We start from the raw sequence: 15611 nt of genomic DNA, 5'->3' as shown, positions 1-15611 counted from the left end.
CGCACCAACACCGCGTGCACGGTGGAGGAAGCCATCCCGAGGCGGTCGGCGATCTCGACCGGTCCGAGCCGCTGCTTCCACCGCAGGTGCACGATCTTGCGTACCACTGGCGCCGGCGTCCGGTTCGGTTGGTGGTGTGGGGCCGAAGACCGGTCCCGCATGCCGTCGGGGCCCTCGGCGCGGTAGCGGTCGGCCCACTTCTTCGCCGTGCGCCACGAGACGTCGTAGCGCTCGGCGGCGCGGGCTGGCGGCCAGTCGTGGTCGACGATCAGGCGCGCGAGCCTGAGCCGTGCGCGAGGGGTCAGGGCAGCGTTGGTGTGGGTAGCGTGTGACACGAAGGCCTCCTGCGGTGCGGAGCGGTTTCTAGACAGCTCCACTCCACACCGGGGAGGCCTTCGTCCATCTACAGGTCAGACCGTGTCGTCGCAGGATCTCGACCAACGTGCCTGGGCATCACAGCTAGGACACCCCAGCCAGACACGCCCACAACAGGAGTCCTGCCTTGTCTCAGATCACGCGTCGCGCCGTCCTCCGGGGGACCGCCGGGCTGGCCGGTGTGGCAGCCCTCGGTGGTTTGACGTCCTGCTCCCGGACCACGGGGTCCGTGGTGGGAGCAGGTGTCGTGGGACCAGGCGCCGACGCTGTGGCGGCCGCGGAGGCGGCACGGCGCCGGGGCGGAGCGCGCCTGGTCACCGCCCGCATCACACCGCGACGAGTCACCGTGGATCTCGGCGGACCAACGGTCAACACCTGGGCGTACGGCGACACCATTCCCGGGCCGCTCCTGCGCGCAACCGCCGGTGACGTGCTACGCGTCGAGCTCGACAACCAGCTCCCCGACGCCACCAGCGTGCACTGGCACGGCATCGCCCTGCGCAACGACATGGACGGCGTCCCGGGCATGACCCAGGACGCCATCCCTGTCGGCGAGACATTCCGCTACGAGTTCACCGTGCCCGACCCCGGCACGTACTTCTACCACCCGCACTCGGGTGTCCAGCTCGACCGCGGCCTCTACGGCGTCCTGATCGTCGACAGCCCTCACGGGGCAGGCGAGTATGACGCCGAGTGGGTCGTCGTCCTCGACGACTGGGTCGACGGCACCGGTCGAACCCCGGACCAGATCCTCGCCGAGCTGCAGCAAGGCGGTGAGAACAGATCCTCGGGTGGCATGGACGACATGGACGGCATGGAGGGGATGGACCACGGCTCGATGGGTGGTTCGATGGGTGGCATGGAAGCCATGCAGTCCCCGCTGCTGGGTGGCGCCGGTGACATCACCTATCCCCACTACCTCCTCAACGGCCGGACGTCAGCGGATCCGGTCACCTTGTCGGCGAAGCCCGGTCAGCGCGTCCGGATCCGCTTCGTCAACGCAGGCTCGGACACTGCGTTCCGGGTCGCCGTCGGTGGGCACCGCATGACCGTCAGTCATAGTGACGGCTTCCCCACAATGCCGGTGCCCACCGACGCGCTGCTCATCGGGATGGGCGAGCGCTTCGACGCCATCGTGACGCTGGGCGATGGCGTCTTCCCGCTCGTCGCCTCGGCGGAGGGCAAGAAGGGACAGGCGCTCGCGGTGATCCGCACGGGCGCGGGACGTCCCCCCGCAGCCGACGTCGAGGTTCGCGAACTGGCGGGTCAAGTGCTCCTCGGCACAGATCTATCCCCCGCCGAGTCCGCACGCCTGGACCGCCGGTCGATCGACCGCCGTCACGATCTCGCCCTCGGCGGCACCATGTCGCCGTACAGGTGGACGATCAACGCCAAGACCTTCCCCGACAGCGAGCCGCTGCAGCTGGTCCAGGGTGAGCGGGTCCGGTTGCGGTTCCTCAACCAGTCGATGATGTTCCACCCCATGCACGTGCACGGGCACACGTTCGCCCTGGCCAAGGGGGGTGCCCGCAAGGACACCGTCATCGTGCGCCCGATGCAGACAGTCGAGGTCGACCTCGAGGCCGACAACCCGGGTCAGTGGGCGGCGCATTGCCACAACATCTACCACGCTGAGGCCGGCATGATGACCACGCTCTCCTACCAGGCGAAGGACTGACGATGCTCGACCACCACATCCAGAGCGAAGCAGAGCTCGAAGCCGAGGGTCTCAGCCACTCAGAGGCCGACGCGGTCGAACCGCACGAGCATCGAGGGGTCCTCGCCACCGCGTGGAACGCGCTCACCGCCCTGGTGGGCGGCATCATGGGCCTGCTCCCCCACGTGCTGCACCACGTGGGGTTGCTCGGAGGAGCGGTGCTCGTGACCGGCGCCACCGGCAATGTGCTCTTCGCCGTCCTAGGCCTGGTCTTCTCGCTGCCCTTGCTGCGGCGCCTCTACCGGCGCTTCGGCACGTGGAAGGCACCAGCTTTCGCCCTCGCGGTCTTCGCGCTGATGTTCTCGATCTCCGCGTTCGTCATCGGCCCGGCGATCACCAGCGAACCGGCTCCCGACCGTACCCCCGTGCAGACCCCCACCCCGCAGGAGCACGACGAGCACCACGACTGACGCACAAGCCCGCAACTGGACGTCGACAGAGGAGTGGCCATGGACACCGCGGTCGCCCTCGTCCAGGCCTACTTGCACCTGAACGGCTACTTCACCGTCGCGGAATATCCCGTCCTTTACGACAGCCCTGACGGGCAGGTGCGCACGGTCACCGACCTGGACATCCTCGCCTATCGCTTTCCCGGCGCCGGCGATGTTGGGGTCCACAGCAGCACCCGGCGCGCCTCCGAACGGGTGACAGTCGACCCCGCCCTCGGCGCCCCCGTTGACCGAGCCGACATGATCGTGGGCGAGGTGAAGGAGGGTGCTGCGCGGCTGAACCGGGCACTGCGCGACGCGACGACCCTGGAGGTCGCGCTCGCGCGGTTCGGTTGCTGCCCTGCTGAGGAGGCAACAGGGCTCTCACACACGCTGCTCACGACCGGCCGCGTCGGGACGGGCGCCGGTCACGAGATCCGAGTGGTGGCGTTCGGCAGCGTTTCGGACACCGTTCGCCCGGGCCCCTGGCGGACAGTCCCGATGAGACACGTGGTCGAGTATCTCCAGCAGCACCTCCACGACCACTGGCGCGTGCTTCGGCACGCCCAGATCCATGACGAGGGGCTCGCCGTCCTGGCGCTGATGGAGAAGTGGGGCCTGGGCCTCACCTCCACATCCGGTGACCCCGTGCCACGGAGCTCCTCACATGGCTGAGTGTGGCTGCAGCCGGGTGCACAGCCCTCGTCGTGTCGTGCTCACGGGCGGCCCCGGGGCCGGCAAGACGGCGGTCCTCGAACTGGTTCGCCGTTCACTGTGCCAGCACGTGAGGGTCCTGCCGGAGTCGGCCAGCGTGGTGTTCGGCGGCGGCTTTCCGCGCGACGAGCACGAGGACTGCCGGCGAGCCGCCCAGCGCGCAATCTTTCACGTCCAAAGGGAGTTGGAGGCCGCGGGCGACTCGCACGCTCCGGCGATCGTCCTGTGCGACCGTGGCACGGTCGATGGCCTGGCTTACTGGCCCGGGTCGACCGAGGACTTCTGGAACGCGACCGCAAGCACGATCGAAGCCGAACTCGGCCGGTACGACGCGGTGCTCCACCTGCGGACACCCAGCGCCGACCAGGGATACAACCACCAGAACCCTCTGCGTACCGAGTCGGCCCTCAGTGCCGGCGAGATCGACATGCGCATCCTGGAGGCTTGGGAGCCGCATCCGCGGCGACACGTCATCGAATCCACCGGCGACTTCATGGAGAAGGCGACGACCACTCTCGACCTGCTGAGGCAGGAACTACCCACGTGCTGCGCCGGACATCTGGGCATCGCCACCCCCGGAGCGATGACTCAGGCGCTGTGAAGGTCGCCTCCTGCCTCGGGCCGGAGCCATGTCCGGCGCCCTCCAGGACCGCTTCTTCAGCGAACCTTCACAAGACGGCTGACGTCACCTTCACCCTGCGGCGCGACTGTGGAACTGGACCAGAGAATCCGCGGTCCAACCAGGAGTTGGAGGACATCATGACTACCCGTTGGAGCACCAACATCACCCCCGCCGAACGAGCGGCTCGCATCCTCATCGGTGGCCTCGGCGCCGTGGCCGGCATCGTCTTGTTGACCGGAGCCACCTCAACCCTGGCCGTGGTGCTCGAGCTCCTGCTCGTGGTGGCCGGTCTTGACCTGGTCGTCACCGGGGCGCTCGGACACTGCCCCCTCTACGCGAAGCTCGGGCACGTGCCCGCCTCCTTGAAGGGAAGCACCTCATGAGCACCCCGAACGGCATGGGACACGACCACGGCCGCAGCCCGAAGGACTGGGTCTACCCGACCGAGACCATGCCCCCGACACAGACCCACGATGCCGGCCACGGGCAGGACACCGAGAAGGCCGGTCACGGCGGGCACGGTGGCCACGGACTGATGATGATGATCTGCTGCATCCCGATGCTGGTCATCGCCGGGCTCCTGGTCGCCACGGGTGTCGCCGGGTCGGGGATCATCGTCACCGCGCTGCTGTGCACAGCCATGATGGCCGCGATGATGTTCGCGATGCCGGGCGGACACGGCGGTCACGGACAGAAATAGGGCATAGCGCCGAGCCTGTGCTCGGCGGAGGGATGTGAGCCGACATGAGCGGCCGCAACAAGGCATCGGTCCCGGTGACGCGCCGGCTGCTCTCCGCACGACCTGTGCGCACCGCAGCCGGCGCCGCCGGGATCGGCCTCGCCCTGATGCTGATGCTGCTGCTGGCCGGGCTCTGGGTGGGCGTTCAGGACCGGGTCACGACGTACGACGACAACCTCAGCGCGGACCTGGTGGTGGTGCCGCCCGGCACCCGCAGCCTGTTCGCCGACCCCGGCGTCCTGCCCGCGCCCGCCGTGGAGCAGATCGCCGCAACACCGGGCGTGAGCGCGGCGGCGCCGTTGCGCACCATGTACCAGATCCTCGAGCTACCGCACGGGAAGGCCGCGGTCGCGGCGGTCGCCTACGACCCCACCACCGACCTCGGTGGCCCGTGGGCCTTCACCGAAGGGAGCGCCCCGGCGTCCGCCGACGAGGTGGCGGTCGACTCGCTGTGGGCAGACCAGCACGGCTTCGCGATCGGAGACCGGCTCCCGATCCTGGGCCACCCGATGCGAGTGGTCGGCCTGACCGACGACACGGCCCTGTTCATGACCCCGTTGCTGTTCACCACCACATCGGGGATGGACCAGATGCTCCGCGCCACCGGCACCACCGGTGCCGTGCTCGTCACCACGTCCGATCCCACTGGGGTCAGCGAACGGCTGCGCGATGCCGGATTCACCGTCCGCACCCCGGCCCAGCTGGGCGCGGCGTCGCTGCAGCTGGCGACCGACATCTACGGCTCGCCGGTGCGCCTCATGGTCGGGGTGGCCTTCGCGGCCGGCACCCTCATCGTCGCGCTGGTGGCCTACACCCGGGTCACCGAGCAGCAGCGCGACCTCGGCGTCCTCAAGGCTCTGGGCGCCACCCCGGGTCGGTTGCGGAGGATCGCTGTGGCCGAGACTGCGGCGCTGACCGTGCTCGGCACGCTGGCCGCCGTCGTCCTACTGGTCATCACGCGAGAGCTCCTCGGGTGGTGGCGACCCGCCTTCCCGGTCCTGCTGACCCCGGCCACGATCGCGCAGACCGCGGCCGCGGCTGCGGCGATGGCGCTCCTGGCGGCGTGGCTGCCCGCACGCCGACTCAACCGGCTCGATGCCGCCACGGCGTTCCGGAGCGGACGATGACCACCGCCACGCCGTCGACGGCGCCGAGGTCCCGCTTCGTGCGGGGAACCGCCGTGTCGCCAACCGTGCCCGCGGGACGGCGCCTCCTGTTCGCCGACCGGCGCCGCGCTCGCTGACCGTGTTGGGCGTGGCGGCATCGCTGATGCTCGTCCTCATCCTGGACGGCATCTTCGCCGGCGCGGTCGACCGGGTCACCTACTACATGCGCACCTCGCCGGCCGACGTGTTCGTCTCCCAGGCCGGGGTCCGCACCATGCACATGTCCGCCTCCACGCTTCCCGCCGGCACCCCGGCTCGGGTCGCGCAGGTGCCCGGCGTCGCCTGGACCGCGCCGATCGCGTTCGCCTCAGGCTCCGTGGCGGGACCACGCGGCCGGCAGCTGTCCTACCTGTTCGGCTACGACACCCGCACCGGCCGAGGTGGCCCGACCCGCCTGGTGGCCGGGCGTGCACCCGGCGTCGGTGAAGCCGTCCTCGACGAGCAGGCCGCGGACCGGCTCGGCATCGAGGTGGGCGACCGCTTCACCGTCATGGGCATGCCGGTCCGCGCCGCCGGCTTCTCCACCGGCGGCAGCAGCATCACCAACACCACCGTCTTCGTCGACCTCACCGAGTTCGCCCGGATCCACGACGACCGCGTCTCCTACGTGCTGGCCGGCCTCGACGAAGGAGCCGATCCGGCGACGGTCGTCGACGCGATCCAGGCCGAGACTGCCGGGGTGGAGGCGCAGACGAGAGAGGAGTTCGCCGACTCCGAGGCGCGCGTCGTTACCGACATGAGCGCGGACCTGCTCCGGCTGATGTCGACCATCGGACTGGTCATCGCGCTGGCCGTCATCGCCCTGGGCCTGATGACGGCCACCCTGAACAGGCTGCGTGACTTCGCTGTCCTCAAGGCCCTCGGCGCCCGCACCCCCCGCCTCGCCGGGGCCGTGGCCATGCAGGTGCTGCTGACCGTCGTGCTCGCTGCCACCGTCGCCACCACCGCCGTGCTCGCGCTGGCGTGGCTGCTGCCGCTGGCCGCGCCGGCCGTCCAGATCTCCATCACCGCCGCAGCCGTCCTACAGACCGCCACCAGCGCTCTGCTCGTCGGCATGCTCGCCGCGCTGTGGCCCCTTCGCCGCATCGCCAGCCTCGACGCCGCAACCGCCTTCCGGGAGACACGATGACCACCAACACCAACAGCAGTGCCGTTCCGGTCCCTGCCCCGGCTGCCGCCTCCCCCGACGACCTGAGCGGCAATCGGAACGGAGCACCCGCGCCGCGTGCCTTGACCGTTCGAGGGCTCACGAAGACCTACGGCACCGGTGACATCGCCGTCGACGCCGTCCGCGCGGTCGACCTCGACGTGGCCGCCGGTGAAGTCCTTCTCGTGATGGGGCCGTCCGGGTCGGGCAAGACCACCCTTCTCCTGATGCTCGGCGCACTGCTGCGACCGACAGCCGGATCCATCACGGTCACGGGCCGTGACGGACGCGACGTCGACATCGCGAAAGCGCCCGAGAAGCAGCTCCCCGCCCTGCGGTCTCGCACCTTCGGCTTCATCTTCCAGGACTACGCACTCCTGGACGCCCTCACCGCGACCGAGAACATCGCCGTCGCCGCCAACCTGGCCGGCACCACGGGTCCCCCAGCACATGAGCGCGCGACCGAGCTGCTCAACCGGGTCGGCCTGAGCCACCGAACCGCCGCGCGACCCTCGCAGATGTCCGGCGGCGAGCAACAGCGGGTCGCCGTGGCGCGTGCCCTCGCCAACGACCCACCCGTCCTGCTCGCCGACGAACCCACCGCCAACCTCGACGCCTCTCGCGGCCGAGACCTCGCCCGGCTGCTGCGCCACCTCGCCGACCAGGACCACCGTTCGATCATCATCGTCAGCCACGACGACCGGCTCCGCGAGATCGCCGACCGGGTCCTGTGGCTCGAGGACGGGCGGTTCCGTCAGGTCGCTGCCCTCGCCATCGACCCCGTGTGCCGGATGCAGGTCGAACCGTCCGGGCCACACGCCAGCTGGGGCGGCGAGGATTGGTGGTTCTGCTCGGACGCCTGCCGCCGCGAGTTCCTGGCCGAGCCGGAGCGGTTCGCCGGAGCTCCGCCGACCGGATGATCGACGTCCATGGGCTGGGGCATCGCTCAACGTGAGCTGAGCTGTGCGCGGAAGCGGAAGGAGTCGCGCCGGGTGTCAACCCGGCCCTCACCGAACCCCGCGGCTCGCAGACGCGCCGGCAAGCTTCCCCTGTCCACCGGGGTGTACGTATCCCCGATGTGCGCGAGTGCGAACAGGAAGCCCCCTCGACTGTCCGACCCGGCGAACACGCCACCCGGCCGCAGGACACGGGCGGCCTCGGCGTACAGACGGTCCTGCGCGGCAGACGAGGGCAGGTGGTGCAGCATCGTGAAGCACACCACCGTGTCGAACGACCCAGGCCCGAACGGCAGCGCCGTCGCGTCCCCGTGGCGCACTTCCACTCCGGGGCACCTTTGCGCGAGCGCCACGGCGGCGCTCTCGTCGTACTCCACACATGTCAACGACCCCACGCGCGGCAGCAGCCAATCCGTCGTCAACCCCGGACCGGGCCCCAGCTCCAGGACAGTCGCCGCCTCGAGCACGAGCCCCTCCAACGCCCATGGCAGCACGCTGTCGACGTGGGCGCGCCAGATCCGCGACCGGCAGCACAAGCGATGAGCCAGGTTCACCGTCGAGTCCCCTTCCCGCGTGCGGCCATCAGACCACGGCCCGGAGCGGGCTGGCTCGACCGTGAGCCATGTGGACGCCTGCTCGGCTGCTCCTTCATCGGTTCTTCACCGAAATCCACGGGGCTCCCTCCGGGTTGGGCAACGAGGGTGTCGGCACGCCCCTCAAAGCAGGGTGTCCCACGTCATCTCCGGCGAAAGGCCCACCATGAACACCGCACCAGACGGCGACGCGTCGCATCAGCAGCGGTCACCTGACGAGCAAGAGGGGAACCGGCGCACACACCGAGGCCTTCTTGCCGCTGGCTCGCTGGCCATCGTCGTCACCGCCGCAGCCCTGGTCCTGGTCAACCGTGACAACAGCGACGGCTCAAACGCCGCCGGCCGCAGTGTGACGGCTGCCTCCTCCCACCGTGGCATGGTCGAGGGCACCGTCTGGATCGCCAACGAGGGCGGCGGGTCCCTCACGGCGATCGACGCCGCCACCAATCAGGTCACGACGACCGTGTCGGGCGTTGAGGGACCGCACAACGTGCAGGTGTCCGCTGACGGCGCCTCGGTATGGACGGTCAGCGGACATGACGGCTACGCCGCCATGGTCACCGCCGACAGCCTGGACCTCCACGGGGTGGTCCGCACCGGGGCCGCCCCCGCGCACGTCGTCGTCTCCCCCGACGGCGCCACCGCCTACACCACCAACGGGGCCGACGACACCGTCACTGTCATCGACACGGCCACCATGAAGCCCGTCGGCACGATCAAGGTGGGACGAGGCCCCCACGGCCTGCGCCCCAGCCCGGACGGGCGCTGGCTCGTCGTGGCGAACGTCGCCGACACGACGCTTAGCGTCATCGACACCCGGACCAACCGCCTGGTCACCGATGTCGACGTCGGAAAGGCGCCTGCGCAGGTCGCCTTCTCTCCTGACGGACGGTTCGTCTACGCCTCGCTCAACGGCGAGGACGCCGTCGCCAAGGTGGACATCGCCACGCGCAGGCTCGTCGACACCGTCGCGGTCGGCGACGGCCCCATCCAGACCTACGTCAGCCCCGACAACCGCTACCTGCTGGTCGCCAACCAAGGCACCGAGGACGCACCAGGCACCACCGTCTCGGTCCTCGACACCAAGACCTTTGCCGTCATCGAGACCGTCGAGACGGGCCAGGGCGCGCACGGCATCGTCGTCGACCCCTCGAGCCGGCACGCCTACGTCACCAACATCTACGGGGACGACGTCGCCGTGCTGGATCTCGAAGAGCTCGAGGTCGTGGCCCGGATCCCGGTCGGAGACAAGCCCAACGGCGTGAGCTTCTCTTCCGTCACAACCGGCGATGGCCGCGAGACCCTCACCCTGGAGGTACCCGACAGTGCCGGGATGTCGCACGACGACATGGAGGACGGGCACGACGACGAGGGCCACGACGGCGGCCACTGACCACCAAGAGCCGCCCGGACATTACCCGGTGGCAGGAAGGCGCCATCGGCACCGTGTAGGCCGCTGCCGCGTCCTTCCGGTAGAACCGGCTCGAAGTGCCCCGAGGCCTCCTACAGGAGCGGCCGTCGCTCTCCCCCAGCCGGTGCGGATACCGGGCTTCAGTTCGGCCCGGTTCCTGACCCCCGTTGATGCATCGCACACATCTTGACGCGATCGCAGGGCGGGCTTCACGCGATCTACACAGTGACAGGGCAGTTTGGGAGACGCACCTTGATCGACGAGCCTCGAGGAGATTCCGTGTGCACCAACCACACACACGCCGATGCCCACAGAAGTGAGCGTGCCGGGCAGCCCGCCAGCGGCTGCTGCGGACACTGCAGCGGTGACAATGCCAAGCTTGAGGACCTCGGCGATCGGCGCGACCGCCTCGTCCGCGATGAGGCCGTGCAGCGTGACCGCGAAGATGCCAAGGGGCTCCACCACACTGCGTGATCGACAGCCCCTCCTCTTAGTCTGGGCAAGCTGATGCGGTTCTACGACGTTCACTCGCGGTTCGCCGAGGTGCATCTGCGCACCAGCGCCGATCGGGCGGTGTACTTCACCTTGGTGGCCCAGTTGGCGGAGTCCTGGTCTGCTGTGGAGATCGCCAACCTGAAGGATCTCGACCTGGGCACAGTCGAGGCGGTGCTTGATCGCTACGCCCACGCCGGCGTCGTCGACGTTGTCGATTCAGAGATCGGTTTGCGCTACCGCTGGCGCTCGGACATGAGCTATGTCTTTGATGTGGGTTCGAGCGGACGCACGATGCTCGATCCCGTCTGCGGAATGACGGTTACGGATTGGACTCCGCACCGGATTGAGGACGGGCCCAAGGAGTCTTGGCTATTCTGCTCCGCCAACTGCCTGGCGACGTTCCGAGCCGATCCCGGGACTTATCGGGACCGGGATTGCCTGATGTAGGAAGTACCCATTGTGTCGACACAGGCGATCGCGCGTTCACCCCGTCGGCTGCGGCGACGTCGACTTGTGTGTCGCGTGAGCGAATCGAGGGCATAAACGATCCGCGGCTTCGGTGACCCGGCCACCAGAAGAGGAGGCTTCAAGCATTCGTGGCGATTTTGCGTTGCGGCTTCACGATGAGGGAGGCCGCACGTGCCAACCAGCGATGACGAGACGTGTTCACCGCGGCGGTGGGCCGCTTTCGGCGGTCCGGCTCCGAGGGACTCTGCGGTGCCGACGGCGGCGGATGGCCTTGTCTAGCTCACCGGTAGCCAGTGCCAGGGCGGCGATGCCAGTCGCAGCGAGCCAATGCTGCGGCTCGAGCGCGACAGTGCCGAACAGGCTTTGGAGAACCGGGACGTGGACGACGAGCACCTGCAGGGTCACGACGAGCGCGAGGCTGCCGAGTAGCCACCGGTTGGTCGGGAGGCTGTTGGAGAACGCCGACTCGTGCTCACTGCGGACGTTGAAGGCGTTGGCGACCTGGAACAGCACGAAGGTGGTGAAGGCGAACGTGGTGGCGTAGCGGGTGCCGCGACTGTGGTCGGTGGCGGCCAGGACGGCCAAGGTGCCCGCTGCCATGACCGTCGCGACCAGCGCCATCCGGGTCAGTCGCGGCCAGGAGAGGATCCGTTCCCCGGACGGGCGCGGTGGCCGGTGCATCGTTTGTTGAATCGCCCCGGGTTTCGTGGAGGCTCGGTTACTTGGAACCGGCCCCGGTGGGGACGGGTGTCTCAGGGTAGTGCTGGGGCGTGACCTCGGCCTGGTGATCGACCTCGATGCGGGCCCAGTGGTAGGCCTCGAACTCAGCTGGTGGGACGAGTCCGATCTCGCCGTGCAGGCGCCGGTGGTTGTACCAGTCGACGTACTCGGCGACGGCGATCTCGACGTCGGCCACGGACTTCCAGCCACCTCTGGGCCGCATGACCGGGTTGCGGATGCACTCGGCCTTGAACAGCGAGTTCAGCGCCTCGGCCATCGCGTTGTCGTAGCTGTCACCCTTGGATCCGACGGATGCGACGGCCTCGGCTTCAGCGAGCCGCTCGGTGTAGCGAATCGCTCGATACTGCACGCCGCGATCGCTGTGGTGGACCAGGCCGGCGGTGTCCTGCCCGGCACGGCGCCGGGCCCACAGCCCCATGTCGAGGGCATCGAGCGCCAGATCGGTGCGCAGGCTGGTCGACACCTGCCAACCCACCACGAGGCGGGAGAAGACGTCGAGGACGAACGCGACGTAGGTCCACCCCGCATGCGTCCTGACGTAGGTCAGATCGGCCACCCACAGCTGGTTGGGCGCGGCGGCGACGAACTGCCGCTCGACGCGATCCTCTGGGCGTGGGGCCTCCGGGCCCTCGCTCAGCGTGGTCTTGCGGGTCTTCTCCCGCGGGATCCCGCGCAGCCCTTCGGCCCGCATCAACCGCTCCACGGTGCACCGCGCCACCTGGATGCCCTTCCGGTTGAGCTCGGCGTGGACCTTGCGAGCACCGTAGACACCCAGGTTCGCCTTGTGCGTGCTGGTGATCTCGGTGACCAGCTCGACATCGCGGATCGCGCGTGCCGAGGGCTTGCGGGTCTTGGTGGCGTAGTAGCCGCTCGGGGCGATCTGCACGCCGGCGCGCTTCAGCACCGCGCAGATCGGCTCGACCCCGACCTCACGCCCATCGACCACGTCGTGGCGATGGGCATCGATATAGGCCACTACCTGCTGGTGGGGCGGTCGAGCTCCGCCGCGAAGAAAGGCTTGATATGTAGGTGATCCGCGAGTCGTTCCAGGATTGGCATGGCGCCGGGCGGATGCTGACCTCAGGTGTGCTCCTTGAGGAGGCCGGGATGCCTGGTCCCGGATCGTTCAGCCCGTGTCTGATTGGCTCGTCCGGCGAGGTTCCGACCTTGGGCGACCCGTTGATCGATGAGTACCTTCGGTTCACTGCTGCCCGGGTACGCCCGAACACGATGGCCGCCCAGGTGTTCGACCTGAAGGTCTTCTTCACCGTGGTCGCCAAGCGGCCTCAACAGGTCGGTGTGCAGGACGTCCTTGGGTTCATCGAGCAGCAGCGGATGCCGCGACGAGGGGCCAACGTAGTCCGGATCATCGACGGCGAAGCCGGGCTGGCGGCCTCGACGATCAAGCGCCGCTTGGCGACGATCTCCTCGCTCTTCGACTACCTGCTGCTGCGCGGGATGTGCGACCGCAACCCGGTCCCGCGCAGCATGAACGCCCGCCATCGCGGCCACCGCGGATCCCCGCTGATCCGGGCGCCGAAGAAGATGCCCCAGGTGCTCGCCCCGGAGGAGGTCGTCGCGTTGACCGCCGCACTGCGGACGGTGCGAGATCAGGCGATGGTGTCGCTGATGGTCCACGCCGGACTGCGCCGGTGCGAGGTTCTCGGGCTGCGGTACGCCGACATCCACATCGGGGACCGGCGGGTGTTCATCGCCGACGGCAAGGGCGGCCACCAGCGCCTCGTCCCTGTCATGGCCGGCTTCTTCGTCCTGCTCGCCGCCTATCTCGCCGACGAACGCCCCGCCGACGCTGGTGACAGCGCAAACGATCACGTCTTCGTGGTCTTGAAGGGACCTCATCGCGGCCTTCCGCTGACCGCGGCCGGGCTCGATCAGGTCCTGGCCGGTGCCCGGACACGCGCGGGCTTATCGCATGCGACGTGCCACGAGCTGCGGCACACCTGTTTCACCCGGCTCCGCGAAGCCGGGATGGCACTCGAGGCGATCCAGGCCCAAGCCGGGCACGCCTCGATTGAAACCACCCGGATCTACCTGCACCTGTCCAACGACTGGCTCGCCGGCGAGTACCAGCGCGCCATGGCGATCCTCGACAACTGGGACGACGAAGGGACCAACCGATGAGCGAAACAGCCGTGGTCTTCGCGCCAGCACCTGAGCCCGCCGCGATGTCCAACCAGATGATGGACACATCGCCGAGGCCGACGCTGCAGTCAGCGGCGGACGCCTACATCCGTGCCGGGGCGACCGAACGTGGACGAGCATGCCGACGCCGTGGCGTGGCCGGCTTCATCCGGCGCTACGGCGACCTGGACACGTGGGCCGCCGCGTCGGTCGAAGAACGGCGCAGTGCCCGCAGCGACGCGATGGCGTTCGCCGGGCACGCACTGGTCCACTGCCACGTCCCGGTCGATGTCTCGTTCGTGATCACCTCGGGGTGTCGATGGGGCAAGTACATCGCCGACGCCTACCCCATCCAGACTGCCAAGTTCGCCGAACAGGCCGCTGACCTGGGCTTCTGTACGAACGAGACCCATCGGATGTGGGCGTACTTGAGCAAGATCTGCATGGTCACCGGCGCAGCTCCCGACGAACTCACCGCTGACAAGTACGCCGACGCCCGCAGTCAGGTCCACAACGCCGTCATCGCGATCCGCGGCTACCGGCCGCTGAGCCTTTCGACACCGCTGTTCGGGCTGGACGCCGTGATGTTCCATCGGGGTCAGGCGCACCCACCCGACATCCGGCGTCGCTGGACGGGGCGCCCGCTCAAGGAGGTCACCTGGGAGCAGCTCGCCGAGCAGGCACCGGTCATGGTCGCCACCATGCGTCGCTATCTCGACCAGTGCCTGCTCAGCCTGCGCCCCTCATCGGTGGCCTGCTTCGACACCACCTTCCGTCAGTTCGCCACGATGCTCACCAGCGCGGACCCGCCGGTCGTCCGGGTCGCAGACATCACCCGGGAGCACATCGAGGCCTACAAGCGCGACCTGGCCGCTCGTCCTGGCCAACGGGGCAAGCCTTTGTCGAAGACCACGCTGGGGATGCGGGTGGGGCATCTGCACACCTTCTTCGGGCGGATCGCCGAGTGGGACTACAACGATGTCCCGGCCCGGATCCCGGTCTATGCCAGCGACCGGCCGCGACTCGACAAGCCGCTGCCGAAGTTCCTCGACGACGCCCAGGCCGTCGCGTTCATGGCCGCTGCCCGGAACCTGCCCGACCCGCTCGATCGGCTCATGGTCATCGCCCTGGCCCGCACCGGGATGCGCCGCGGTGAACTGCTCGGCCTGAGCATCGACGCCGTTGTCCAGATCGGCACCGGCTACTGGCTGCGCACGCCGGTCGGGAAGCTCCACACCGACCGGTACATCCCGCTGCACCCGCAACTCAAGGACCTGCTCGACGACTGGGTCGCCGGTCGTCCGGGCTGGCAGGCCACCAGCCTGCTGCTGACCGACCGCGGCCGCCCGATCCCACCGACGCGGGTCGACAAGGCCGTCCAGAAGGCCGCAACCGCGGCCGGGATCGGGCACGTCCACCCCCACCAACTGCGCCATACCCTGGCAACCCAGGCCATCAACCGCGGCATGTCACTCGAAGCGATCGCCGCGCTCCTCGGACACCACGACCTGTCCATGACGATGGTCTACGCCCGCATCGCCGACCGAACCGTGGCCGAGGAGTACTTCGCCGTCACCGAGAAGGTCGAAGCCCTCTACGACGCCCACAGCCACCCAGCGGCACTGCCGGCTGACGCCGCCGGACCGAACATGAGAGCGCTCCGCCACGAGACCGTCAAACGCCTGCTCGGCAACGGCTACTGCGGCCGCCCGCGCGAGCTCGACTGCCAGTACGAGACCATCTGCGAATCCTGCTCGATGTTCTTCACCACCATCGAGCACCGCCACACCATCCAAGCCCAACGCGACTACGCCGCAGCCCAGGGCCACCAGCGGCCGCTCAAGATATACGAAGCCCTGCTCAACAGGCTCGACGACAACACCGCTTGACACCGATC

The 15611-nt window shown here is 68.9% G+C and carries 17 protein-coding genes; 13 read left to right on the top strand and 4 right to left on the bottom strand.

What is annotated here, in order from left to right; all coding sequences use genetic code 11:
• The coding region (locus D6B71_RS12600; RefSeq protein ID WP_164519644.1) for a helix-turn-helix domain-containing protein at positions 1–335 on the bottom strand (335 nt) is incomplete at its 3' end.
• A gap of 167 nt (positions 336–502) precedes the next feature.
• Here D6B71_RS12600 and D6B71_RS12595 point away from each other — a divergent pair.
• The 9 genes from D6B71_RS12595 (at position 503) to D6B71_RS12555 (ending at position 7828) form a co-directional block, all read left to right on the top strand.
• Complete coding sequence (locus D6B71_RS12595) at positions 503–2053, top strand: multicopper oxidase family protein (RefSeq protein WP_121255517.1); 1551 nt, start codon at positions 503–505, stop codon at positions 2051–2053.
• A gap of 2 nt (positions 2054–2055) precedes the next feature.
• The gene (locus D6B71_RS12590) at positions 2056–2502 is read left to right on the top strand and encodes a hypothetical protein (protein WP_240641374.1); all 447 of its coding nucleotides are present in this window, start codon (positions 2056–2058) and stop codon (positions 2500–2502) included.
• 39 nt (positions 2503–2541) lie between these two features.
• Complete coding sequence (locus tag D6B71_RS12585) at positions 2542–3195, top strand: hypothetical protein (RefSeq protein WP_121255515.1); 654 nt, start codon at positions 2542–2544, stop codon at positions 3193–3195.
• A 37-nt stretch (positions 3196–3232) separates the two neighbouring features.
• Positions 3233–3835: an ATP/GTP-binding protein gene (locus D6B71_RS12580; protein ID WP_206051718.1), complete on the top strand. Its 603-nt coding sequence runs from the start codon at positions 3233–3235 to the stop codon at positions 3833–3835.
• Between the two features lie 158 nt (positions 3836–3993).
• Positions 3994–4239: a YgaP family membrane protein gene (locus tag D6B71_RS12575; protein WP_121255576.1), complete on the top strand. Its 246-nt coding sequence runs from the start codon at positions 3994–3996 to the stop codon at positions 4237–4239.
• Positions 4236–4556, top strand: coding sequence for a hypothetical protein (locus D6B71_RS12570; RefSeq protein WP_121255511.1), 321 nt, complete (start codon positions 4236–4238; stop codon positions 4554–4556). Before D6B71_RS12575 ends, D6B71_RS12570 begins: the two co-directional genes overlap by 4 nt.
• A 44-nt stretch (positions 4557–4600) precedes the next feature.
• Positions 4601–5722 carry an ABC transporter permease gene (locus tag D6B71_RS12565; RefSeq protein ID WP_121255509.1) on the top strand — a complete coding sequence of 374 codons (1122 nt, stop codon included), beginning with the start codon at positions 4601–4603 and terminating at the stop codon, positions 5720–5722.
• Between the two features lie 127 nt (positions 5723–5849).
• Positions 5850–6890, top strand: coding sequence for an ABC transporter permease (locus tag D6B71_RS12560; RefSeq protein WP_206051717.1), 1041 nt, complete (start codon positions 5850–5852; stop codon positions 6888–6890).
• Positions 6887–7828 (top strand): ATP-binding cassette domain-containing protein, encoded by a 942-nt coding sequence (locus D6B71_RS12555; RefSeq protein WP_121255507.1) that lies wholly within the window; start codon positions 6887–6889, stop codon positions 7826–7828. The genes D6B71_RS12560 and D6B71_RS12555 overlap by 4 nt, the downstream gene beginning before the upstream one ends.
• Before the next feature lie 26 nt (positions 7829–7854).
• Here D6B71_RS12555 and D6B71_RS12550 read toward each other — a convergent pair whose 3' ends face one another.
• The gene (locus D6B71_RS12550) at positions 7855–8418 is read right to left on the bottom strand and encodes a class I SAM-dependent methyltransferase (RefSeq protein WP_121255506.1); all 564 of its coding nucleotides are present in this window, start codon (positions 8416–8418) and stop codon (positions 7855–7857) included.
• A gap of 61 nt (positions 8419–8479) precedes the next feature.
• Between D6B71_RS12550 and D6B71_RS12545 the strand changes: the two genes are divergently transcribed.
• Together D6B71_RS12545 and D6B71_RS12540 are read left to right on the top strand one after the other, a co-directional pair.
• A complete protein-coding gene (locus tag D6B71_RS12545) occupies positions 8480–9850 on the top strand; it encodes a YVTN family beta-propeller repeat protein (RefSeq protein ID WP_240641372.1) in 1371 nt (456 codons plus the stop codon).
• A gap of 525 nt (positions 9851–10375) precedes the next feature.
• Positions 10376–10810: a YHS domain-containing protein gene (locus D6B71_RS12540; RefSeq protein WP_121255502.1), complete on the top strand. Its 435-nt coding sequence runs from the start codon at positions 10376–10378 to the stop codon at positions 10808–10810.
• A 219-nt stretch (positions 10811–11029) separates the two neighbouring features.
• On the opposite strand, the gene D6B71_RS12535 is transcribed toward D6B71_RS12540, so the two are convergent.
• A complete protein-coding gene (locus D6B71_RS12535; protein ID WP_121255500.1) occupies positions 11030–11512 on the bottom strand; it encodes a cation transporting ATPase C-terminal domain-containing protein in 483 nt (160 codons plus the stop codon).
• Between the two features lie 37 nt (positions 11513–11549).
• Positions 11550–12656 carry an IS3 family transposase gene (locus D6B71_RS12530; RefSeq protein ID WP_276311002.1) on the bottom strand — a complete coding sequence of 369 codons (1107 nt, stop codon included), beginning with the start codon at positions 12654–12656 and terminating at the stop codon, positions 11550–11552.
• Between D6B71_RS12530 and D6B71_RS12525 the strand changes: the two genes are divergently transcribed.
• Together D6B71_RS12525 and D6B71_RS12520 are read left to right on the top strand one after the other, a co-directional pair.
• The gene (locus D6B71_RS12525) at positions 12602–13714 is read left to right on the top strand and encodes a tyrosine-type recombinase/integrase (RefSeq protein WP_206051716.1); all 1113 of its coding nucleotides are present in this window, start codon (positions 12602–12604) and stop codon (positions 13712–13714) included. The genes D6B71_RS12530 and D6B71_RS12525 overlap by 55 nt on opposite strands.
• On the top strand, positions 13711–15603 hold the full coding sequence (locus tag D6B71_RS12520; protein WP_206051715.1) for a tyrosine-type recombinase/integrase: 1893 nt from the start codon (positions 13711–13713) through the stop codon (positions 15601–15603). Before D6B71_RS12525 ends, D6B71_RS12520 begins: the two co-directional genes overlap by 4 nt.
• The last annotated feature ends 8 nt before the right edge of the window (positions 15604–15611 follow it).

The organism is Nocardioides ferulae (genome assembly GCF_003660455.1).
GTDB lineage: Bacteria > Actinomycetota > Actinomycetes > Propionibacteriales > Nocardioidaceae > Nocardioides > Nocardioides ferulae.
Note: the sequence above shows the minus strand (reverse complement) of the source record. Positions and strands in the feature narration are given on the sequence as shown.